Here is a 22735-nt window from a genome sequence, read left to right as displayed (position 1 = left end):
AGCATTAAATACGTTTAGAAGTAATGCTTGTTGATTTTTAGTTTAAATTTGAATCCAAAATTTATTTACATGCCAATATCTAAGAATCAAATTAAATTGATAACGAGTTTACAGCAAAAAAAGTACCGAGTTAAAGAGGGGCTTTTTGTTGCAGAGGGAATAAAAGTAGTAAATGAATTTTTGAATTCAGAAATTGAGTTACATAGTTTGTTTTGTACGGTTGATGTTCTTTCTGAATATAACAAATACAAGAGTTGTCTTGTTTCAGAGTTGGAGTTAAAAAGAGTAAGTGTATTAAAGTCTCCTAATAAAATATTGGGCGTTTTTAAAATTCCATCGGTGAAAACAAGCGAAAGTAATGGGTTAAAGGTGGTGTTAGATACTGTTAATGATCCTGGTAATTTAGGAACCATTATTAGGTTGTGTGATTGGTTTGGAGTTAAAGAATTAATTTGTAGTAAAGAAACGGTAGATTGTTACAATACAAAAGTGGTGCAGTCTACCATGGGGTCTTTAACTAGAGTAGAAGTAAAATATGTTGATTTGATTCCTTATTTAAAAGAAAATCAACAACCTGTGTATGTTACCGATATGGAAGGGGAGAATATTTACGCTGCAAATTTACCAGAAAACGGAATAATTGTCATGGGAAATGAAGCCAACGGAGTCAGTAATGAAATTAAACAATTGATAAAACAAAAAATAACAATTCCAAGGTTTGGAGAGCTGCAGGCAACAGAAAGTTTAAATGTAGCCACAGCTACGGCTATTTTGTTAAACGAATTTAGACGTGCTACTGGAAAGTTAAAGTAACGAAAACACCTCTGGTTTTTAATTCGCTAACATGAGCTTTTGCTATATCGCCTAAACCAATAAATTCGTTCTGAAAGCCATAAACTCCTCTAATAGATGGAGAGAATTTAAAATACGGAAAGTAAAAGTTAGCTCCAATACCAATTTCTCCCATAAAGGTGCTTTGTCTTAATTCAAAGTCACGTGGGTTTGCACCATTATCATTATTGTTTTTTTGAGCTGTAAAATTGTAGTTATAAGAAGCACCTCCCACAATAAAACCTCTTACGTTGTTTAGTCTTCTTGTGCTTAGTTTAAAAGATACGGGTAAATGGAAATAAGTAGCGGGAACCTCTGTTTTTTCTCCATCAAAAGTTAAAGAGTTTGTACTGCTAATAATTCCAGGTTCGGTTAAAATACTTAAGAAATCAGAAATTTTTAAATCTGCTAAGACTCCTAAATGAAACCCAGCTCCATTTGATAAAGAAACATCTTTAGATGCTTTTAAAGCATATCCTTTTTGATGCAATCCTAAATAAAAACCATATCTAATAGGTCTTTTATCAAAACTCTGTAGTTGTGATACTTTTTCAGTTTGTCCGTAAAAAATGGAGCAAATACAAAAGAATAAGAATACAACTAATTTTTTCATGTTATTTAAAGGCTTTGTAAATGGTTGAGACTCCTAATGTAACAGGTATATCAATAACGTTTTTAAAACCGTTTTCTTTTAAAATATTGTTAAAAGCTTCTCCGTAAGGAAAAGAATTAGCCGATTCTGATAAATATGAATAAGCAGTTTGGTCTTTAGAAAACAATTTACCTATTAAAGGTAGTAATATTTTACTGTGTAACTGGTATCCTTGTTTAAAGGGGAATTTAGTAGGTACAGAAGTTTCTAAAACAACAAAAATACCTCCTGGTTTTAGTACTCTATGTATTTCTTGGAGTCCTTTGTTTAGATCTTCAAAATTTCGTACTCCATAAGAAACGGTTATGGCATCAAAAAAATTGTCTTCATACGGAATGTTTTCAGAGTCTCCTAAAACCATTTCAATGTTGTTCTCTAAGTGTAAAGATTTTATTTTCTCTTTACCTACTTCTAACATTCCAGATGAAATATCTAGACCTGTAATTTTTGCATTAGGCATGGCTTGACTTTGCATAATCGCTAAATCTCCAGTTCCTGTAGCAATGTCTAATATTTTTGTTGGTTGAGTGTTTTTTACCAAAGCAACCACTTGTTTTCGCCATTTAATATCAATACCAAAGGTCATTACTCTGTTAAGTCCGTCGTAATTTTCCGATATATTGTTAAACATATTTGCTACTTGGGTCTTTTTAGTAGCTTCTGAATCTTTGTAAGGTTTGATGATTTTTGACATGGCAAGATTATCCGTTAACAGCAATAACGTTGTTTACTTTGTTAGGTAGCATTTCCTTAAGCATGGTTTCAATACCGTTTTTTAATGTAATGGTAGATGATGGACATCCGCTACAAGCACCTTGTAAAATAACATATACATCTTGGCTTTCTTCGTCATAAGATTGAAAAACAATATTTCCTCCGTCATTGGCAACAGCAGGTTTTACATATTCTTCTAAAATATTGGCTATTTCTAAAGGAACTCCGTCTAAATCTTGAATTGGAGTAGTAGGAATTTCTACTTTTGGTTTTTCAATAGATGTATCTATAATTGTTTTTCCAGATTGGATATAGTCTTTTAAAAAACTTCTTATTTGTACGTTGATTTCACCCCATTCAATCAAATCATTTTTGGTAATAGATACGTAGTTTTCAGAAATATAAACTTCTTTTACAAATGGAAATTCAAATAAAACTTGAGCTAACGGAGAGTTTTTGGTTTCTTCGGCAGATTTGTATTCATGGTCATCGGGTGTTAACATTTTGTTACATCCAAATTTCATTACCATTGGGTTTGGGGTGCTTTCTGCATAAATTTCAATAGCCACTTTTCTTGTTTCTGCTTTGTCAGTAACAATTGTATTTCCTTCGTTTAAGTAGATTTCTATCAACTCTCTTATGTCGTTTTGGATATCACTCCATTCTACAATATCGTATTTTTCTATGGCTATAAAATTAGCACTGATAAATACCTTGCTAACAAAAGGAAGTTTAAATAATTGCTGAGAAATAGGAGATTCCTTGGCTTCATCAATATTGTTAAATTGATAGCTTCCTCCCTTGGTTACTTGCTCATTACTAACAAACTTCACTATAGATGCATTGTTAGTTCCTTCTATGCTTATTTTATGTGTACTCATTCCTCAAAAAAATTTATACAAAAGTAGTTTATTTAAATTTAATTGACTCGTATTTTTAGAGGAGAACATTCCTCTTTTAAAAATGATATTTATTTAAAAGGAATATGTATAAGTGGCAACAACTCTTGAGTTTTTGTTGTTTGTTTTTGCTGATTCTATATACTGAAATTGTTGGTTTAAATCATTAAAATCATATTCGTTGTCTTGAACAGTTCTTCTGTAGGCAATATCTAATCTCGAAGGGCCAAAACGAATTCCTGCACCTAAGGAACCACTATATTGATCTCCTAATTTTAAAATGTCAGTGTCTCTAGGATCTAAGTTTGATTTAAATGGACTTTGTTGATATCCAAAACCTCCTCTTAAACTTAAGTTTTGTAAACGGAATTCACCACCAATATTTACATTGTGAGTGTTTTGTAAAATATTTGTGTAATATTGATTGTCGTTCCTAAAATTACTACTTCCGTTTAGGTTTAATGATTTGTATACATCATATTTATAATCTAAGTTGATGAATCCCATTTTTCCAATAACTAATGCTCCACTAGCTGTTATTTTACCTGGAGTTCTTAATCGGTATTCTAAATATGAACTGTCGATAAATGGATCTGCTGCATCAATGTTTTCTGAGGGAATACTAGCAATTAATTCCTGAGAACTATAGTCTTCGGTAAAGTTGTACCAGGTAGGAGATTGATAAGCCAATCCTAAACGAACAGATTGAATAGGTTTGTATATAAATCCTAAATTGATAGAAAAACCATCAGCATTTTCAGTTAAGTCTTCAGTAGCTAATACATCTAGTGTATTTCCATTATTATCCTCACTTAATTCATTTAAAGTAGTAGATTGTGAAAAGTTTATGTGGTGAATATTTAAACTAAATCCAGCATAAAAGTTGTTTCCATATTGTCCTGCCAAAGCCAAATTAATTTTAGAGGCAGTACCATCTATATAATTGTAAAAATCTTGACTAATAGCATTTTCGTAGGTGTTATTTGTGTCAGGATCATTAGGGTGTGTAATGTAACTAGCAAAACCACTGTTACCAAAAAAAGCATTTCTAGTATGGTAATTAGCTGTTTTTTGATAATTAACGGCAAAACTTACTTTAGACCAGTCATTGGTAGTAATAGCATCTTTAAAAACAAATACCGCACCTACTTGGTTAAGATTAAAGGTGGTAGAACTATTGTCTAAACTATTATTGTAATAATTAGTGCTGTTGTTAAAGTTATAAGAGCCTAAGGTAGCACTAACTTCACCATTGTTAAATACCGCAATACCTGCTGGGTTAATGTTGATGCTGCTCAAATCACCTCCTACGGCTCCTAAAGAACCATTAAGTGCTGTTGCTCTAGCTGTTTCTGTGTTGTTGTCTGTAGAAAATAAAATTCCTAAATCAGTATAATTATAGCTCTGTGCCTGTACTTGGTAACCAATAAGAGAAAGTAGGCAAATGTATATGTAATTTTTCATAAGGCTTGTTTTTAACGTCTCCTGTAGCTGTTGCTGTTACTTCTATATGATGAACCACTTGAGGAACTACTAGAACTGCTTCTTGATGAGCTAGAATTATTGTAGTTAGGAGTACTATTTGTTTGTGGAGTATAACTTCTTCTGCTTTGTGTTTGGTTGTTGCTTTGTGTGTTGGTTCTCCTGTAAGATTTATTAGTATTGGTGTTGTTGTTATTATAATATCTACTGTTGTTGCTATTCTTGTTGTTGGCAGTATTATAATAGTTTTGATTAGAAGATCTACGATTGTTTTGTCTATAAGAGTTGCTGTTGTTTCTGTATGATTGATTTCTGCTATTGCCTATATAATAAGTAGGTCTCCACCAACTGTTGTATCCGTAACCATAGCCATACCAATTGTTATATGGTGAACCAAAACCATAATATGGGTGATTCCATCCCCAATTCCAATTCCACCCCCAGTTGTTGTATGGATCATAGAAATTGTTTCCCCAGTAAAAATTATTCCAACGGTAATTGTTCCAGCCATAAGAATTCCATCTATTACCATATCCCCAATCCCAATAAGGATCGTACCAGCCGTTATTCCAATATGGATCTATGTTGCTGTCTATATAAATAGTTACGTTTGAACCATTATTGGAAGTGTCTGTGTTGTTATAGCCCTGATATGTTGCGTTAGGGTTTATGTTGTTGTTCTGAGAGGTGTCGTTTGAAAAATTGTTGATAGGAGCTAACTCAATACTGCTTAATCCATTAACACGATTCATTTCTTCCGAAAAAACAGTGTTGGGTACGTGTATGGGTTCTTCATAAATACCATCATAATATGTGTAGTACTGATTGCTCCCGCAAGAAGTGTATAAAAAAGCAATAAAACCTAATAAAAGGTATTTTATCCAACCAGAATATAGAACTTTATAGGTATTCATAATACTTGTGTTTTTATTGTTGAACAATGCAAAAAATAGTAGTTTTGCTCCTTGTAGGTAATTAGTGCCTTTTTTTCTATATAAATTACAATTTTTGTGCCAAAAAAATACATATGGGGTCAAAATTAACAAGTAGGAGTACAGATTACTCAAAGTGGTATAATGAGTTGGTTGTAAAAGCCGATTTAGCTGAAAACTCGGCAGTTAGAGGATGTATGGTTATCAAACCTTATGGCTATGCTATATGGGAAAACATGCAAAAGGAGTTAGATAGAATGTTTAAAGAAACGGGGCATGAAAATGCTTACTTTCCATTGTTTGTTCCTAAGAGTTTGTTTGAAGCGGAAGAAAAAAATGCAGAGGGCTTTGCTAAAGAATGTGCAGTAGTAACTCACTATCGCTTAAAAACAGATCCAAATAACCCAGGTAAGTTAATTGTAGATCCAAACGCTAAGTTAGAAGAAGAATTAGTGGTTCGTCCCACAAGTGAGGCAATTATTTGGAATACGTATAAAGGATGGGTACAGTCTTATAGAGATTTACCTATTAAAATAAATCAATGGGCTAATGTGGTGCGTTGGGAAATGAGAACAAGATTGTTTTTAAGAACCGCTGAGTTTTTATGGCAAGAAGGACATACAGCTCATGCAACAAAACAAGAAGCTATTGAAGAGTCACAGTTAATGCAGCAAGTATATGCAGATTTTGCTGAAAAATTTATGGCAATGCCCGTGGTAAAAGGAGTCAAATCCGAAAGTGAAAGGTTTGCCGGAGCAGATGATACTTATACTATTGAAGCATTAATGCAAGATGGAAAAGCTTTACAGGCAGGAACATCTCATTTTTTAGGTCAAAATTTTGCAAAAGCATTTGATGTAAAATATACTTCTAAAGAAGGAAAGCAAGAGCATGTTTGGTCAACTTCTTGGGGAGTCTCTACTCGTTTGATGGGTGGTTTAATTATGACACATTCCGATGATTTGGGATTGGTTTTGCCTCCTAAACTTGCTCCAATACAAGTAGCTATTGTGCCTATTTATAAAACAGAAGAGCAATTACAAGCTATTACTGAAAAAGTTGATGAAATAACCAAACAGTTGAGAGCAAAAGGAATTTCTGTAAAGTTTGATGATAGAGATACACATAAACCAGGATGGAAATTTGCAGAGTACGAATTAAAAGGAGTGCCTGTAAGGATAGCTATGGGAGCTAGGGATTTAGAAAATGGAACTTTAGAAATTGCTAGAAGAGATACTTTAGAAAAACAAAGTGTACAACAGTCTGAGGCTGTAGGGATAGTTTCTAAATTGTTAGAAACTATTCAAGAAAATCTTTGGAAGAAAGCTCTAAGTTATAGAGATGAGCATATTACATATGTAGATAGCTTTGAGGAATTTAAAGAAGTGATAGAAAATAAAGGTGGTTTTGTGGCGGCTCATTGGGATGGTACAGAAGTTACAGAGGATAAGATTAAAGACTTAACAAAAGCTACGATTAGATGTATTCCTTTAGAGTTTAAGGATGAAGAAGGGGTTTGTGTGTTTTCTGGAAACCCATCTAATAAGAGGGTTTTGTTTGCAAAAGCATATTAGTAAAAAAGTTTTAAAAAAAGTTTTAAAAAAAGTTTGTGATATTGTAAAACGTGTGTATATTTGCAACCGCTAAAGCAAAAAGCTTACAGTTTTTTAGTTTTATGCAATGGTCCGTTCGTCTAGGGGTTAGGACGCCAGGTTTTCATCCTGGTAACAGGGGTTCGATTCCCCTACGGACTACAATTTTTTTTGAATAAGATAACACATTAAGTAAGATGGCAAATCATAAGTCAGCATTAAAGAGAATAAGAAGCAACAGCGCTAAGCAGGTAAGAAACAAGTACCAGCACAAGACAACTAGGAATGCTGTTAAAGCTTTACGTAACATGACAGACAAGACTGAGGCTGAAGGGCAATTGTCTAAAGTTGTGGGTATGTTGCAAAAGTTAGCTAAGAATAATATTATTCACAAGAATAAGGCAGCTAACTTACAGTCAAAATTGACTAAGCACGTAGCTTCTTTATAAAAGTAGATATAATGGTCCGTTCGTCTAGGGGTTAGGACGCCAGGTTTTCATCCTGGTAACAGGGGTTCGATTCCCCTACGGACTACTAAAGCCTTACTGAGTATTCAGTAAGGCTTTTTTCGCGTTTTTTATATTTATTGTTATTTGATGAGTTTTGTTTTACTGTTAGAGCAAAACTTTTTTAGTTAAGTTAGTTGTTTTGTCTATGTTTAGTGACATGTTGGTTGATATAGTTATGTTTCTTAAAGCTAAAAAATAAAGTAAAGAGAATTAAGAAATCATATTTATTACCTTAGAGGAAAAATTAATTAAAGAAAAGCGTGTCCATGAAAACAATTATTTCCTGTTTATTAATACTTGCTGTAACTATACATGTCAATTCCCAAGATTTAACTAAAACATTACCTATTGATGAGTCTATTAAAAAAGGAGTGTTACCTAATGGAATGACTTATTATATTAAAAGTACCAATGTATTAAAGGAAGCAGCATCATATTATATTATTCAAAATGTAGGTTCTATTTTAGAAAATGAAAATCAACGTGGATTGGCTCATTTTTTAGAGCATATGGCTTTTAATGGAACCGCACATTTCCCAGGAAAAGGAATTTTAAATACGCTTCAAAAGCACGGAGCCGTTTTTGGGAAAGACATCAATGCTTATACCTCTTTTGATGAAACAGTTTACAATTTAAATAACATTCCTACTAAGGACAACCTGATTGATACGTGCTTAATGGTTCTACATGATTGGTCTAATTATTTATTGTTAACCGATGAAGAAATAGATGCGGAAAGAGGAGTGATTAAAGAAGAATGGAGAACTCGTCAAAGCGGGCAAATGCGTTTGTATAAAAACTCTATGCCAATAACATATAATTACTCAAAATATGCAGATAGAATGCCTATTGGTTTGATGTCTGTAGTAGAAGGGTTTAAATATGGTGCTTTAAGAAGTTTTTATCATGATTGGTATAGAACAGATTTGCAAGCTATTGTTGTAATTGGTGATGTGGATGTAACAGAAGTTGAACAAAAAATCATAGATAAATTTTCTAAAATACCTGCTGTAGAAAACCCAAGAGAACGCAAATATATTACCATTCTGGATAACGAAAAAATGATGTATAGTTTTGGAGAGGATCCAGAAGTTTCATCGGCAGCAATTAGTTTTGGAATCCGTCATAAAAGATCTTTAGAAACAGAAACTGTGGAAGATTTAAAACAAAGTTTGTTGGAAAATATGGTTGTAAGTATGCTGTCATCAAGAATAACAGAAAAAGCTCAAAAACCAGAAGCTCATTTTTTAGGAGCAAGTGTTCGTTATGGGGAGTTAATGTTGACTTCTAATTATTTTGGAGTATATACAGTGCCAAAACCGAACAAACAAAAAGAAGCGTTTGCAGAGGTTATGACAGAACTAATGCGTGCTGTAAAGTTTGGCTTTACTCAGTCAGAAATGGATCGTGCTATTACAGTTATAAAATCTTCTTATGAAAATCAGATTGCTAAAAAGAACGATAAGAGTCATAAAAGTATTGAGCGTATAATTCAAAACAATTATTTGTCTAATAGAACCATGACGGATATTCAAAAGGAATATGAAATCTCTAAACAAATTTTAGAGAACATTAATATGCAAGAAGTACATCAAACTTTAAAAGAATTATATACTCAAAAGAATAGGTATATAAATGTTACAGGAGTGGAAGGGCAAGATAATTTAACAGAAAATCAAGCAAATAATATTATTACATCAGTAGAAAATAATCAGGCATTACAACCTTATACGGAGGCTTTAGATGGAAAAACATTGTTGTCGGAAGTAGAAATTACTCCAGGTAAAATTGTAAAAACCACTATTGATAATAATATAGGAGCTACTACTTTTGTGTTGAGTAATGGAATAAAAGTTCATTATAAATTTGTAAACAAACAAAAAGATAAAGTGTCTTTACAGGCCTTAAGTTACGGAGGAACTTCTTTGTTGAAAGATAAAGACTTGCCTTCAGCTAGTTTGGTAAGTGCTTTGCTGTCTAGATCAGGTTTGGTCAATTTTACAGCAGTAGATTTAAAGAAAATATTAGCAGGAAAAACAGCTAGAGTGGATTTAAGTTTAGGAGATGTTTCAGAAGCTATGCACGGAAGTTCTAATACCAAAGATGTAGAGACTATGTTGCAAATGGTTCATGCTTATTTTGTAAAACCTCGTTTTGACGAAGATGCTTTTAAAGTGTTGCAAAGCAATATTGATAATTATTTAATGAGGAGAAGCAAAGATATAGGAGAAAAAATGAAAGATAGTTTAACTATAGCCGTCTATGGTAAAAACCATCCGAAGAAACGCATTTTTAATCAATCCTATGCAGATGATATTACTTTTGAAAATATCAAAGCTGTTTATAAAGATAGGTTTGCAAATGCAGCCGATTTTGAATTTTATATAGTGGGAGATGTAAAGAAAGAGCAATTAAAACCACTATTGGAACAATACTTATCAAGTATTCCAACATCAGGAAAAAGAGAAAAGTATAAAGATGATAAAGCATCGTGGATTGCTGATAACATACAAAAAGAAGTGTTTTTAAAAATGGAAGATCCAAAAGCATCAGTAAATATGGTGTATAAAAAAGAACTTCCATATCATAAGAAAAATGCAATTTATACCAATGTGCTAGGAGATATGCTTCAATTAAGAGTTACAGAAATTATTAGAGAGGCAGAGGGAGGTGCTTATAGTCCAAGAGCCAATGCAAGTTTTGATAAAGAACCTAGGCCAACAGCTTATGTTTCGTTTAGATTTGATTGTAATCCGGAAATGGTTGATAAATTAGTGGAAATAGTAAAACAAGAGTTGAGAAAAATAGTAAATGGAACGATTAATGAAGAGGATTTAAATAAAATAAGAACCAATTTTATAAAGGAGAGAGAACAAGCAAAAGACAGTAATAGTTATGATGTGTTAATGTTAACAAAGTATTATAGAGATCATGAAGATATAACCGATCCCAAAAATTTTGAAAATATAGTCCGTAAAATGTCTGCCAAAGACATTCAAAAAATAGCTAAAAAGATAATGAAGGGTAAAAGTTATCAAGTTGTCTTTAAACCTGAACAGCAAAATTAATAGAAAATGAAAACTCAGTTTATCGTGAAAAAAATGATGTTACTTTTTGTCTTGGCAATTTCTTTTGCAGGACAATCACAAATATTAAAACCAGTAAAATGGTCAACCTCTGTGAATAAAATTTCAGAGAAAGAGGCGGAGTTAATCGCTACAGCTACTATTGAAGAAGGTTGGCATTTATACTCACAACACGTCCCTGAAGGAGGGCCAATAGCAACGTTGTTTGTTTTTGAAGGAAATGGAAAGTATCTAAAAAAAGGAAATACTACAGAGGGGAAAGGGCATACCATTGATGACCCTATTTTTGAGATGAAAATTAAATACTTTGAAAAAAAGGCGGAGTTTAAACAAAAAATCAGATTAAAATCTACTGCTCCATTTGTAGTAAAAGGATTGGTGACTTTTATGGTATGTGATGATAGTAGATGTTTGCCTCCATCGGATGTAGATTTAGAGTTTGCCGTTAACTAAATTTGGACACGTAAAAATGAAGAATTTTCTTTTTGCATTTATTGCATTAGTACTATCAACAGCAGTACAATCACAAATATTAGAGCCAGTAACATGGGGAACTTCGGTAGAAAAGATATCAGATACTGAGTATAATTTAATTACCACAGCTACTATTGATGAAGGATGGCATTTATATGCCCAAAACATCCCCGAAAATGGACCTATTCCAACTTCTTTTATCTATGATGATAGTGAGGGTACGTTTACCATTGTAGGAAATACAGAGGAAACAGGAAATAGTGTTACGGCACAAGATCCTGAGTTTAAAATGCAAGTAAAGTATTTTAAAGAGCAAGCTGTGTTTACTCAAAAAATTAAACTAGAAAAAGGAACAGCAAGCATTGCTGCTTTTGTGGAATTTATGGCTTGTAATGATAAGCAATGTTTGGCTCCTACAGAAGTAGATTTAGTGTTTGAGATAGCTAAAACTAGCCAGGTGACCAATGTTTCAGGAGGTGCTGAGTTAGAAGAAACTAATGATAATCAAAAAGGTTTGTTAAGTATTTTTATTGTTGCTTTTTTATCAGGATTTGCAGCCTTGTTAACGCCTTGCGTGTTTCCTATGATTCCTATGACAGTTAGCTTTTTTACCAAACAGAGCAAGAACAAAGTAGTGGGGCTTAAAAATGCTATTATATATGGAGTCTGTATCATGGTTATTTATGTGTTTTTAGGCTCTGTGGTAACCTGGGTTTTTGGAGCAGGTGCGTTAAATGCCTTGGCATCTAATCCATGGTTTAATATCATATTCTTTATTTTATTAGTGGTTTTTGCATGTTCTTTTTTAGGAGCTTTTGAAATAATGTTGCCTACTTCTTGGATAAATAAAGTAGATGCTCAAGCGGATAGAGGAGGATTCATAGGGATCTTTTTTATGGCTTTGGCATTAGCAATTGTGTCGTTTTCTTGTACAGGACCTATAGTGGGAACTTTGTTAGTAGAGGCGGCTTCTAAAGGGGGAATTGCTCCTGTTGTAGGGATGCTAGGTTTTTCTCTAGCTATTGCTTTGCCTTTTGCTTTATTTGCAGCTTTTCCAGGTTGGTTAAATTCATTGCCGAAATCTGGAGGTTGGTTAAATTCGGTAAAAGTAGTTTTAGGATTTTTAGAATTGGCTTTAGCGTTTAAGTTTTTGTCTAATGCAGATTATGTATTACAGTTACATTTATTGGAAAGGGAAGTGTTTATAGCTATTTGGATTGCTATATTTGGAACCTTAGCTTTTTATCTTTTTGGAAAAATAAAATTACCACACGACAGTCCTTTGCCTTATATTTCTGTAGGTAGATTAAGTTTAGGACTTGTTGTGTTATCGTTTACAATTTATATGATTCCGGGACTTTGGGGGGCTCCTTTAAATTTAATAAGTGCCTTTCCACCTCCACCCGATTATAGTGAATCTCCATACGGTGTAGGAGCTACAAAAACAGAGGGTTCTCTTAATCATAGCGATCTGCCAGAAGGAGCTCATTTAATTGCTCCTGATAATATTATGGCTTTTCATGATTACGATACTGGACTGGCATATGCTAAAAAAGTAGGAAAGCCAGTGATGATTGATTTTACAGGATATACTTGTGTGAATTGTAGAAAAATGGAGCAACAGGTATGGGTAAAACCAGAGGTGTTAAAAGTGTTAAAGAATGATGTGGTTCTAATTTCTTTATATGTAGATGATAAAAAGAAATTACCTAAAGATGAAATTCAAGAATTTGTCTCAAGACCAGGTAAGTATTGGAAAGATTATGGAGATAAATGGAGTGATATGCAAGCATCTAAGTACAATGCCAATTCTCAACCCTTTTATGTATTAATAGATCACAGCGAAAAAAACTTAAATACTCCTGTGGGATACACTCCAGAGGTGTCAGAATATTTGAACTGGTTAACAGAAGGGATATCAAAATTTAAAGAATAAAGTTAGTTTTTGAGCTTGGATAGAAAGATGCAAACAAAACACATCATAGGGTTAATGTCTGGAACATCTTTAGACGGGGTAGACATCGTATATACTGAGTGGAAGGGAGATGAAGAGTTTAGGATATTAAAAACAGAAACCATTTCTTATTCGGAAGGTTGGTTGCATAAACTTAAAAACATAGCAGGTTACCCCAAAGGAGCTATAGAGTTAGAGGTTTTAGATATTGAATTAGGAAAGTATTATGGAGATTTGTTGCTGAATTTTATAAATAAAAACAACATTGAGCAAGTAGATCTTATAGCTTCTCATGGACATACGGTTCATCATCAGCCAGAAATAGGGTATACCTTGCAAATAGGTTCAGGAAAAGAAATTTTTAATCTTACCCAAATAAAAACAGTCTATAATTTTAGAAAACAAGATGTTGATTTTGGAGGGCAAGGAGCACCCTTAGTTCCTGTAGGTGATGCTTTATTGTTTTCGGAGTATGATTATTGTTTAAATTTAGGTGGTTTTTCTAATGTCTCTTTTGATGAAAATGGAATCAGAAAAGCCTTTGATATATGTCCGGTAAATACGGTTTTAAATTTTTATGCAAATCAACTAGGGTTTGAGTATGATAAAGATGGAGTATTGTCCAAAAAAGGAAAGGTTCATCAGCAATTATTTTTAGCACTTAATGAATTGTCTTTTTATCAGTCTACAAATCCTAAATCTTTGGGAGTGGAGTTTTTAAGTAAAGAAATATATCCGTTAATGGATGAGTATAAATTATCTCAGGTAGATTTAATGAGGACTTTTGTTGAGCATGTTGCATATCAACTCACAAATAAATTAAAAAAAGGAAGGGTTTTAATAACAGGTGGAGGGGCTTATCATGCTTTTTTAATTGAGCGTATCAAAGAATTAAACCCTAATTTAACATTAGTAATTCCCTCTAAACAGCTAGTAGAGTATAAAGAAGCTCTTGTTTTTGCTCTGTTGGGTAAATTAAGAGTAGAGAATAAAGTAAACAGTTTGTCAAGTGTAACAGGAGCTTTAAAAGATCATTCATCAGGGGAGGTAGTTTTTAGTTGATGAATGTTAGTAGACTTCATGTGATTCTTAACAATTTTAATGAATTTTGTTTTATTCATTAAAATTAACATAGTTGTATTGTTTTAAAGCATCTTAAAATGTTATTTTAGCTTTCGAAATTTTAAAATACAAAATAAAATGAAATATTTTCTAGGGTCTAGTCCTAAGTGGTTCAAGCTTATCATGATATTTTTCTTGTTGATAAATATTCCAATTTCAATATATGCTCCTCATGTTGGTGCATGGTTATTTATTGGGGAGTTTATTTTTACCTTGGCAATGGCTTTAAAATGTTACCCACTTCAGTCAGGAGGTTTGTTGGCGATAGAAATTATTGCTTTAGGATTAACATCTCCTGAAAAAGCATACCATGAAGTAGATCAAAATTTAGAAGTTGTATTGTTGTTGGTTTTTATGGTAGCAGGAATTTACTTTATGAAACCTTTGTTGATGTACATCTTTAGTAAAATTTTTACTAAAATAAAATCTAAAATAGTATTGTCTTTATTGTTTGTGTTTTTGGCAGCGGTATTGTCTGCTTTCTTAGATGCGTTGACAGTAACAGCTGTATTAATTAGTGTAGCTGTTGGTTTTTATGGTATTTACCACAAAATTCACTCTAATTTTAGTGACTACAACGGAGACGGTGTTATAGATAAAGATGAGTTAAGCGGAGAAACTCTAGAGCAATTTAGAAGTTTTTTAAGAAGTTTAATTATGCACGGAGTAGTAGGTACTGCTTTAGGAGGGGTTTGTACTTTGGTAGGAGAACCTCAGAATTTATTGATTGGTGAAAGAATGGGATGGGACTTTATTGAGTTCTTTATAAAAATGGCACCAATTACAATGCCTGTTTTAGTTTGTGGTTTGTTAACAACTGTTTTGTTAGAAGTAACTGGAGTTTTTGGTTTTGGAGCTAAATTACCAAAAATAGCAGATCAAATCATACAAGGGTATACCAAAGAGGAAGATGAAAAAAGAAGTGCAAAAGAAAAATATGGGTTAAAAGTTCAAGGAATTGCAGCTATCTTGTTAATTGCAGGTTTGGCTTTACACTTAGCACCTGTAGGATTTATTGGATTGGCTTTAATTATTTTACAAACTGCTTTTATGGGAATTACAGAAGAGCACCAGTTAGGACATGCTTTTGAAGAAGCATTACCATTTACAGGGTTGTTAGTAGTTTTCTTTGTGGTAGTAGCAATGATTCATGACCAGCATTTATTCTCTCCAATTATTCATTGGGCATTGGAGCAAAGTCCAGAATCTCAACCAGGATTGTTTTATATAGCAAACGGATTGTTGTCAGCAATTAGTGATAACGTTTTTGTGGCAACAGTATACATAGGAGAAGTTCAAGCAGCATTTAAATCTGGAGCGATTGACAAAGAGCATTTTGAACATTTAGCAATTGCAATTAACACGGGTACCAATTTACCTAGTGTAGCAACTCCAAACGGACAAGCTGCGTTTTTGTTCTTATTAACATCTGCATTGGCACCGTTAATTAATTTGTCTTACGGAACTATGGTGAAAATGGCATTACCTTATACTATTGTTTTAGGAGGAGTAGGTTACTTAATGGTTAGAATTATATTATAATCATTTTATATAAAATTTTAAAAAAGGAATCTTAGTAATAAGGTTCCTTTTTTTGTTTGTAGAAGTGCAATAATAAATTGTATTTTCGTTAATGTAAATAAGCATTTATAATTATGATTCAGAATCAAGAAGAAGTATTGCCAGTAGTAGAGGCAAGTCAAGAAAAAACCATCTCAATCATTCAGTTAATTTTAGATGGAGGAACAGGAGGGCAAATTATTATGGGAATTTTGTTTGTTCTTTTAATAGTGGCTGTTTATATATATATTGAAAGATTTTTGGCGATTAAAGCTGCAAATAAAGTAGATAAAAACTTTATGAATCAAATTAAAGAGCAAATCAGTATAGGGAATATTGATGCTGCAAAAATGTTATGTGAAAGAGTAGATTTACCTGTAGCAAATTTAATTCAGAAAGGAGTTACAAGAATAGGTAAGCCATTAGAGGATATCAATACAGCTATTGAAAATGCAGGGAAGTTAGAGGTTTACAAATTAGAGAAAAACGTAAGTGTGTTGGCTACTATTTCTGGAGCTGCTCCTATGATTGGGTTTTTGGGAACTGTAATAGGTATGATTGTTTCTATACATGAAATTGCCAATGCGGGTGGACAAATAGATATTAAAATGTTGTCAGATGGGTTATATACAGCAATGACAACAACAGTTGGAGGATTAATTGTTGGAATTATTTCTTATATAGCTTATAATCACTTAGTAGTAAGAACAGATAAGGTAGTTTATCATATGGAAGCTACTTCGGTAGAGTTTTTAGATTTGTTAAACGAACCAGTATAAAACGATAACCGAGAATCGACCATAGAACAACAACCATTGAATCATGAATATCAGAAGTAGAAATAAAGTAAGTGCAGATTTTAACATGTCCTCTATGACGGATATTGTTTTTTTATTGTTGATTTTCTTTATGCTAGCTTCTACTTTAGTAACAGTAAATGCTATTGATGTACTGTTGCCAAAAGCAGGAGGAAAAACAGAAAATAAGGGAATTGTGTCTGTTTCTATTACCAAACAAGGAGATTATTATATAGATGCAGATAAAGTTGAATTTAATCAGTTAGAAAATTCATTGTTAACCAAAATATCCTCAATCAAAGAAGGTTCATTGGTTATTAGAGGGGATCAGGAATCTCCTTATAAAAACATTATGCAAGTCATTGATATTGCAAATAGAAATAAAATCAAAATGATTTTAGCGGTAAAAGGTCAATAATATATGATGTTTACAACCACATATCAAAAGCAGTCAGTCATCATCACTGCCATTATTATGGTTTTGGTTGTGTTTCTTATGTTTTTTTGTGGATTAAGGTATTTAGATCCACCAGAAGAATATGGAGTGGCAATTAATTTTGGAACTTCAGAGTTAGGCTCAGGAACTCCTAAATTGAATGAAAGTATTCAGTCTAATCCAACACCAAGTCAAGCAGAATCTATAACGGAGAAAGTTGAAAATAGTGCTATAGAGGAAAAAGTAATTACACAGGCAGATGTAGAGGCTCCAGTTATAAAACCCAAAGAGAAAAAGGAGGAAAAAACGGTGAAAGCTCCTGAGAAAAAAACAGAAGAAAAAAAAGTAGAGAAGCCTGTGGAAAAAAAAGAGCCAACACCTACAAGGGAAATTCAGAACGCATTAAATAGTTTGTTTGGAAATCCATCTAAAGGTGAAGTGGTAGAAGGAGAGGGAGATGATAAAACACAAGGGGTTAAAGGAAGTACAACTGGAGATCCTAATAGTGATAAATATTATGGAAATAATGGTTCAGGAGGTGATGGAAACTATTTGTTACAAGGTAGAAGAGCTTTGTCTAAGCCTATTAGAAAACCAGATTGTAATGAAGAAGGTATTGTGGTAGTAAGAATAGAGGTTGATGTAAATGGTAAAGTAATTAGCGCTGTGCCAGGAGTTAAAGGAACTACCAATAATAGTCCTTGTTTACTAGAGCCTGCAAAAAAAGCAGCTTTGGCTACTCAGTGGAATCCTGATGGCAACGCTCCTAACAAACAAGTAGGGCTCATTCGTTATAAATTTATTCTTTCGGAATAAATAACTACAAAAGTAGATAATAGCTACAGAAAAATAAATACTCGGTACTCAATACTTAGTGCTATATATGAATTATCAAGAAACTTTAGATTGGTTGTTTAACCAGTTGCCAATGTATCAAAAAGACGGTGCTAAGGCTTATAAAAAAGATTTATCAAACACGCTTTTACTAATGGATTACTTAGGGAATCCAGAGCAACAAATAAAAGCCATTCATGTAGCAGGGACTAACGGAAAAGGATCTACTAGTCATATGTTGGCTTCTATATTACAGGAGCAGGGGTATCAAGTCGGTTTGTATACTTCTCCACATTTAATTAATTTTAGAGAGCGTATTAAAATTAATGGAACAGAAATATCAGAAAGTTATATTGTTGATTTTGTAGCAAAGCACAAAAGTTTCTTTGAACAAAACGCTTTGTCTTTTTTTGAAATGACAGTGGGTTTGTCTTTTGAGTATTTTAAAGATTCCAGAGTAGATTATGTGGTGTTAGAAACTGGCTTGGGAGGAAGATTAGATTCTACCAATGTAATAAGTCCATTGGTGTCTGTAATTACCAATATAGGATTAGATCATACCCAATTTTTAGGAACAACTTTACCTTTAATAGCTGCCGAAAAAGGAGGGATAATAAAACCAAGCACTCCTGTAGTGATTGGGGAGTACAATATAGATACATTTCCTGTTTTTAATGAAATAGCAACTAATAAACAAGCAAGGTTATATAAAGCTTTTGAGTTGGAGGATGTTAGTTATGATTGTGAGTTAAAAGGAGTCTATCAAAAACACAATTTAAAAACGGTTGTAAAAACAGTTGAGGTTTTAAATAAAATAGGAGTTGTCATTAATGAAAACGCACTAAAAGCAGGTTTGTCTAAAGTGATTAAAAATACAGGGTTGTTAGGGAGATATCAACAAATACAAGTTGATCCAAAAATAATTTGTGATACAGGTCATAATAAAGAAGGAATTTCTCAGGTAATTTCTCAAATATTAGAAGAAGATTTTAAACAGTTACATATTGTTTTTGGAGTGGTAGATGATAAGGATTTGAATGCGGTTTTGCCGTTGTTGCCCCAAAAAGCAATTTATTATTTTACAAGACCGTCTCTTGCAAGAGGGTTGTCTGAACTGAAATTAAAAGAAGAGGCAGAAAAATACCATTTAAAAGGAGTCAGTTTTGCTACGGTAGAAGAAGCAATCAAAAAAGCCATGTCAAATGCAGTTAAAGAAGATTTAATATATATTGGTGGAAGTACTTTTGTGGTTGCAGATTATTTACTTTCAATAACTGATAACCGAGTGTAAAACAATGAATTTAATCAAAACCTAATATTTAAGACTAAAACCTAAAAAACAATATTATATATTTGTTTTTAATTATATCAAACATCTTTAATGAGAGTTTTAGTAACAGGAGTAGCAGGGTTTATAGGTTTTCATTTATCAAAGCTATTATTAAGTAGAGGGCATCAGGTAATAGGAATTGATAATATCAATGATTATTACGATGTTAATTTAAAATATGCTAGACTAAAAGAATTAGGGATTGATAGAAGCATGGCTTCAAAGTTTTCAAATGAGGTGATTTCTGAGGGTAAGAAAGACTTTAAATTTGTCAGAATGAATTTGGAGAATAGAGAAGCAATCAATCAGCTTTTTGAAAAGGAGCAATTTGAGGTGGTGTGTAATTTAGCGGCTCAAGCAGGAGTGCGTTATAGTATTGAAAACCCACAAGCATATGTGGATAGTAATATTGTAGGTTATGTAAATTTATTAGAAGCTTGTAGAGCCAATAATGTAAAACATTTGGTGTATGCAAGTAGTTCTAGTGTATATGGGTTAAATTCTAAAATTCCTTTTTCTACAGATGATACTGTAGATACTCCTATTAGTCTATATGCAGCTTCTAAAAAGAGTAATGAGTTAATGGCTCATACTTATTCGCACTTGTTTGGTTTTGCAACTACTGGTTTACGATTCTTTACAGTATATGGGCCTTGGGGAAGACCAGATATGGCCGCTTATTTGTTTGCAGAAGGAATTAGAAATGATCAACCTATAAAAGTTTTTAATCATGGAAATATGGAGAGAGATTTTACTTATGTAGGTGATATTGTAGAGGGGGTCATGAGGATTATTGAAGGTGAGGTAGAGACTAGAAAAGAAAAAGGAGAATTGTACAAGGTGTATAATATAGGGAATAATAATTCTGTAAAATTAACCGAATACATAGAAAATATAGAGAAAAATTTAGGGAAAAAAGCTGAAAAAACCATGATGGATATGCAGCCAGGTGATGTTGCTAAAACATGGGCAGATGTATCAGCTTTGATTCAGGATTATGGATACAGTCCAAGTACTACTGTAGAACAAGGGGTGAAAAATTTTATAGATTGGTACAAAGAATACAATAATTTAAAATAAAGCTATGGGAAAAGTTATCAATGTCGTTTTAAGTGGAGGGGTAGGGTCAAGATTATGGCCAATTTCTAGAAAAAAAAGTCCAAAACAATTTTTGCAAATTTTTGAAAAAAAATCATTATTCCAGTATACTGTGTTGAGGAATAAAAAATTGGTGGATGATTATATGCTAGTAACAAATGAGAGTCAATTAGCAATGGCGATTGATCAGTCAAAAGAATTAGGGGTAACTATCGATAAAAAAATAATAGAATCAGTAGGGAGAAATACGGCTCCTGCTATTACTTTAGCAGCATTAAGTTTAGATCCAGATGATATTATGTTTATCACTCCTTCGGATCATATGATTGGAGATGAAAAAGAATATGAATTAGCAGTGAAGAATGCTATTAGGTTAGCGAAAGATGGTAACATCGCTACTTTTGGAATTCAGCCTTTAAAACCTGAGACAGGGTATGGGTATATAGAATATGATGCAGAAGACGTGAAGTCTTTTAGAGAAAAGCCAAATCAAGATTTAGCAATAAAATACATTAGATCTGGTAATTTTTGTTGGAATAGCGGAATGTTCTGTTTTAAAGCATCGGTATTTTTAGCAGAGATTAAAAAATATCAATCAGATATTTACGAGGCATCTGTAGTAGCATATCAAAACAGCAAAGAAGGTTTTGTGGGGAAACAAGATATGGAGAAAATTCCAGAAGATAGTATTGATTTTGCTGTCTTAGAGAAGTCAAAAATTATAAAGATGGTAAAATCTCATTTTATATGGTCTGATTTAGGGTCTTTTGATTCTTTGATATCTTATGCAAAAGATTTTCAAAATGATGAATTGTTTCAGATGATGAAAGGAGAGAATATTGTAAATTCTTATGCAATGTGTTCAAAACCTGTATATGCAACTAGAGGTATAGATCATATTGTATTAATTGAAGCAGAGGATTGTATTTTATTGATTACCAAAGATAAAAGTGAAGAAGTGAAGCAGATAAGAGAGTTTGCAGGATGTGGAGATAAAAATTTATTGTAATTTTTTTAAAATAAGTGTTTGCAGAATGGAATAAAGTTCTATATTTGCACCCGCTAAGGGCAATTAGCTCAGTTGGTTCAGAGCACCTCGTTTACACCGAGGGGGTCAGGGGTTCGAATCCCTTATTGCCCACTAAAGGTTTCCTTAATACCTTTTAAAAAAAAATAGGGCAATTAGCTCAGTTGGTTCAGAGCACCTCGTTTACACCGAGGGGGTCAGGGGTTCGAATCCCTTATTGCCCACTAACAAAAAAGCCTATCCAAAACGGATAGGCTTTTTTGTTTTTTAGTCATAATATCATCTTTTCACTTTTCATAAGAATAGTTTTATTCCTAGTTTCTCTTTTTCTATATTTGGTGGTTATAGTTATTAATGCTACAGTGAAAATATATGAAGAATTTTGCCTTAATTGGAGCAGCAGGTTATATTGCTCCAAGACATTTAAAAGCAATTAAAGATACAGGAAGTGTTTTGTTGGCAGCTTTAGATAAGAATGATAGTGTAGGGGTGATTGATTCGTATTTTCCTGAGGCTTCTTTTTTTGTGGAGTTTGAAAGGTTTGATAGACATATAGAAAAGTTAAAAAGAGAGCAGAATTTACAGTTGGATTATGTAAGTATTTGTACGCCTAATTATTTGCATGATGCTCATATAAGAATGGCTTTGAGGTCTGGAGCAAATGCTATTTGCGAAAAACCATTAGTGTTGAATCCTTGGAATATTGATGCTTTACAGGCTATTGAAAAAGAAACAGGAAAGAAAATATATACAATTCTTCAGTTAAGACATCATCAAGCAATATTAGATTTAAAGAAGAAAGTAGAGAAAGCTCCTGTAGATAAGATTTTTGAGGTGGATTTAACGTATTTAACCTCCAGAGGGAAATGGTATTATGCTTCATGGAAAGGAGATAAGTCAAAATCAGGAGGGATTGCCTCTAATATAGGTGTTCATTTTTTTGATATGTTAGGATGGGTGTTTGGAGCTTTAAAAGAAAATATAGTTTACGAACATACTCATGACAGAGCATCTGGTTATTTGGTTTTTGAAAAAGCAAAAGTAAAATGGTTTTTGTCTATTAATTATGATTTAATTCCAGAGGAGATTAAGGAGAAAGGACAAAGAACTTATAGATCTATTACTGTTGATGGAGAGGAGGTTGAGTTTAGTGGAGGTTTTACGGAGTTGCATACTGAGAGTTATAAAAATATATTAACAGATACTGGTTTTGGTTTGGAGGATGCTAGAAAATCTATTCAGATTGTTCACGAAATAAGAAATGCAGAAATGAAAATTCCTGAAGATGGAAAAGTACATTCCTTGTTTTATAAACCAAAATCAGCACATCCATTTGCGTAGATTTACTTATGTTTTTTGTCAGTTTTTAAGATAATACTTAGGTAATTTAACATTTGTTATTGAGT

20 protein-coding genes and 4 tRNA genes are annotated in these 22735 nt (G+C 32.8%); 19 read left to right on the top strand and 5 right to left on the bottom strand.

Annotated features, from left to right (window positions below; translation table 11 throughout):
• The first annotated feature begins 69 nt into the window (after positions 1 to 69).
• Positions 70 to 813, top strand: coding sequence for a TrmH family RNA methyltransferase (locus ACXGQT_RS08480; RefSeq protein WP_457828164.1), 744 nt, complete (start codon positions 70 to 72; stop codon positions 811 to 813).
• Here the strand turns inward: ACXGQT_RS08480 and porT are convergent.
• The 5 genes from porT to ACXGQT_RS08455 all read right to left on the bottom strand — a co-directional run bounded on the left by porT (position 794) and on the right by ACXGQT_RS08455 (position 5492).
• Positions 794 to 1444 carry a type IX secretion/gliding motility protein PorT/SprT gene (gene porT, locus ACXGQT_RS08475; RefSeq protein ID WP_457828163.1) on the bottom strand — a complete coding sequence of 217 codons (651 nt, stop codon included), beginning with the start codon at positions 1442 to 1444 and terminating at the stop codon, positions 794 to 796. The genes ACXGQT_RS08480 and porT overlap by 20 nt on opposite strands.
• Before the next feature lies 1 nt (position 1445).
• On the bottom strand, positions 1446 to 2177 hold the full coding sequence (gene ubiE / locus ACXGQT_RS08470) for a bifunctional demethylmenaquinone methyltransferase/2-methoxy-6-polyprenyl-1,4-benzoquinol methylase UbiE (protein WP_457828162.1): 732 nt from the start codon (positions 2175 to 2177) through the stop codon (positions 1446 to 1448).
• 7 nt (positions 2178 to 2184) lie between these two features.
• On the bottom strand, positions 2185 to 3078 hold the full coding sequence (locus ACXGQT_RS08465) for a NifU family protein (protein ID WP_457828161.1): 894 nt from the start codon (positions 3076 to 3078) through the stop codon (positions 2185 to 2187).
• Positions 3079 to 3171: 93 nt separating this feature from the next.
• The gene (locus ACXGQT_RS08460) at positions 3172 to 4560 is read right to left on the bottom strand and encodes an OmpP1/FadL family transporter (protein ID WP_457828160.1); all 1389 of its coding nucleotides are present in this window, start codon (positions 4558 to 4560) and stop codon (positions 3172 to 3174) included.
• A gap of 11 nt (positions 4561 to 4571) precedes the next feature.
• Positions 4572 to 5492, bottom strand: coding sequence for a hypothetical protein (locus ACXGQT_RS08455; RefSeq protein ID WP_457828159.1), 921 nt, complete (start codon positions 5490 to 5492; stop codon positions 4572 to 4574).
• 113 nt (positions 5493 to 5605) lie between these two features.
• Between ACXGQT_RS08455 and proS the strand changes: the two genes are divergently transcribed.
• The 18 genes from proS to ACXGQT_RS08365 all read left to right on the top strand — a co-directional run bounded on the left by proS (position 5606) and on the right by ACXGQT_RS08365 (position 22670).
• Positions 5606 to 7084 carry a proline--tRNA ligase gene (proS, locus tag ACXGQT_RS08450; RefSeq protein ID WP_457828158.1) on the top strand — a complete coding sequence of 493 codons (1479 nt, stop codon included), beginning with the start codon at positions 5606 to 5608 and terminating at the stop codon, positions 7082 to 7084.
• 108 nt (positions 7085 to 7192) lie between these two features.
• Positions 7193 to 7264: transfer RNA gene (locus ACXGQT_RS08445), tRNA-Glu, on the top strand.
• Between the two features lie 35 nt (positions 7265 to 7299).
• A complete protein-coding gene (gene rpsT, locus ACXGQT_RS08440) occupies positions 7300 to 7551 on the top strand; it encodes a 30S ribosomal protein S20 (protein ID WP_457828157.1) in 252 nt (83 codons plus the stop codon).
• A 13-nt stretch (positions 7552 to 7564) separates the two neighbouring features.
• Positions 7565 to 7636, top strand: a tRNA-Glu gene (locus ACXGQT_RS08435).
• A 241-nt stretch (positions 7637 to 7877) separates the two neighbouring features.
• Positions 7878 to 10679 (top strand): M16 family metallopeptidase, encoded by a 2802-nt coding sequence (locus tag ACXGQT_RS08430; protein WP_457828156.1) that lies wholly within the window; start codon positions 7878 to 7880, stop codon positions 10677 to 10679.
• A 6-nt stretch (positions 10680 to 10685) separates the two neighbouring features.
• On the top strand, positions 10686 to 11150 hold the full coding sequence (locus tag ACXGQT_RS08425) for a protein-disulfide reductase DsbD domain-containing protein (protein WP_457828155.1): 465 nt from the start codon (positions 10686 to 10688) through the stop codon (positions 11148 to 11150).
• Positions 11151 to 11166: 16 nt separating this feature from the next.
• On the top strand, positions 11167 to 13107 hold the full coding sequence (locus tag ACXGQT_RS08420) for a protein-disulfide reductase DsbD family protein (protein WP_457828154.1): 1941 nt from the start codon (positions 11167 to 11169) through the stop codon (positions 13105 to 13107).
• 27 nt (positions 13108 to 13134) lie between these two features.
• Positions 13135 to 14187 (top strand): anhydro-N-acetylmuramic acid kinase, encoded by a 1053-nt coding sequence (locus tag ACXGQT_RS08415; protein WP_457828153.1) that lies wholly within the window; start codon positions 13135 to 13137, stop codon positions 14185 to 14187.
• Positions 14188 to 14325: 138 nt separating this feature from the next.
• On the top strand, positions 14326 to 15789 hold the full coding sequence (gene nhaB / locus ACXGQT_RS08410; RefSeq protein ID WP_457828152.1) for a sodium/proton antiporter NhaB: 1464 nt from the start codon (positions 14326 to 14328) through the stop codon (positions 15787 to 15789).
• Between the two features lie 113 nt (positions 15790 to 15902).
• Positions 15903 to 16586 (top strand): MotA/TolQ/ExbB proton channel family protein, encoded by a 684-nt coding sequence (locus tag ACXGQT_RS08405; RefSeq protein ID WP_457828151.1) that lies wholly within the window; start codon positions 15903 to 15905, stop codon positions 16584 to 16586.
• A 43-nt stretch (positions 16587 to 16629) separates the two neighbouring features.
• Positions 16630 to 17022: an ExbD/TolR family protein gene (locus tag ACXGQT_RS08400; RefSeq protein WP_457828150.1), complete on the top strand. Its 393-nt coding sequence runs from the start codon at positions 16630 to 16632 to the stop codon at positions 17020 to 17022.
• 3 nt (positions 17023 to 17025) lie between these two features.
• Positions 17026 to 17856: an energy transducer TonB gene (locus ACXGQT_RS08395; protein ID WP_457828149.1), complete on the top strand. Its 831-nt coding sequence runs from the start codon at positions 17026 to 17028 to the stop codon at positions 17854 to 17856.
• 67 nt (positions 17857 to 17923) lie between these two features.
• The gene (locus tag ACXGQT_RS08390; protein ID WP_457828148.1) at positions 17924 to 19165 is read left to right on the top strand and encodes a bifunctional folylpolyglutamate synthase/dihydrofolate synthase; all 1242 of its coding nucleotides are present in this window, start codon (positions 17924 to 17926) and stop codon (positions 19163 to 19165) included.
• A gap of 90 nt (positions 19166 to 19255) precedes the next feature.
• On the top strand, positions 19256 to 20284 hold the full coding sequence (locus tag ACXGQT_RS08385; protein WP_457828147.1) for an NAD-dependent epimerase: 1029 nt from the start codon (positions 19256 to 19258) through the stop codon (positions 20282 to 20284).
• 4 nt (positions 20285 to 20288) lie between these two features.
• Positions 20289 to 21311, top strand: a complete 1023-nt coding sequence (locus ACXGQT_RS08380; RefSeq protein ID WP_457828146.1) for a mannose-1-phosphate guanylyltransferase — start codon at positions 20289 to 20291, stop codon at positions 21309 to 21311.
• A gap of 57 nt (positions 21312 to 21368) precedes the next feature.
• Positions 21369 to 21443: transfer RNA gene (locus ACXGQT_RS08375), tRNA-Val, on the top strand.
• Between the two features lie 35 nt (positions 21444 to 21478).
• A tRNA-Val gene (locus ACXGQT_RS08370) sits at positions 21479 to 21553 on the top strand.
• A 148-nt stretch (positions 21554 to 21701) separates the two neighbouring features.
• Positions 21702 to 22670, top strand: coding sequence for a Gfo/Idh/MocA family oxidoreductase (locus tag ACXGQT_RS08365; RefSeq protein ID WP_457828145.1), 969 nt, complete (start codon positions 21702 to 21704; stop codon positions 22668 to 22670).
• Positions 22671 to 22735 lie beyond the last annotated feature (65 nt).

The sequence above is a fragment of the Wenyingzhuangia sp. IMCC45467 genome, assembly GCF_054111205.1.
The sequence above is the reverse complement of the archived record's forward strand: the minus strand, read 5'-3'. Positions and strand labels throughout refer to the sequence as shown.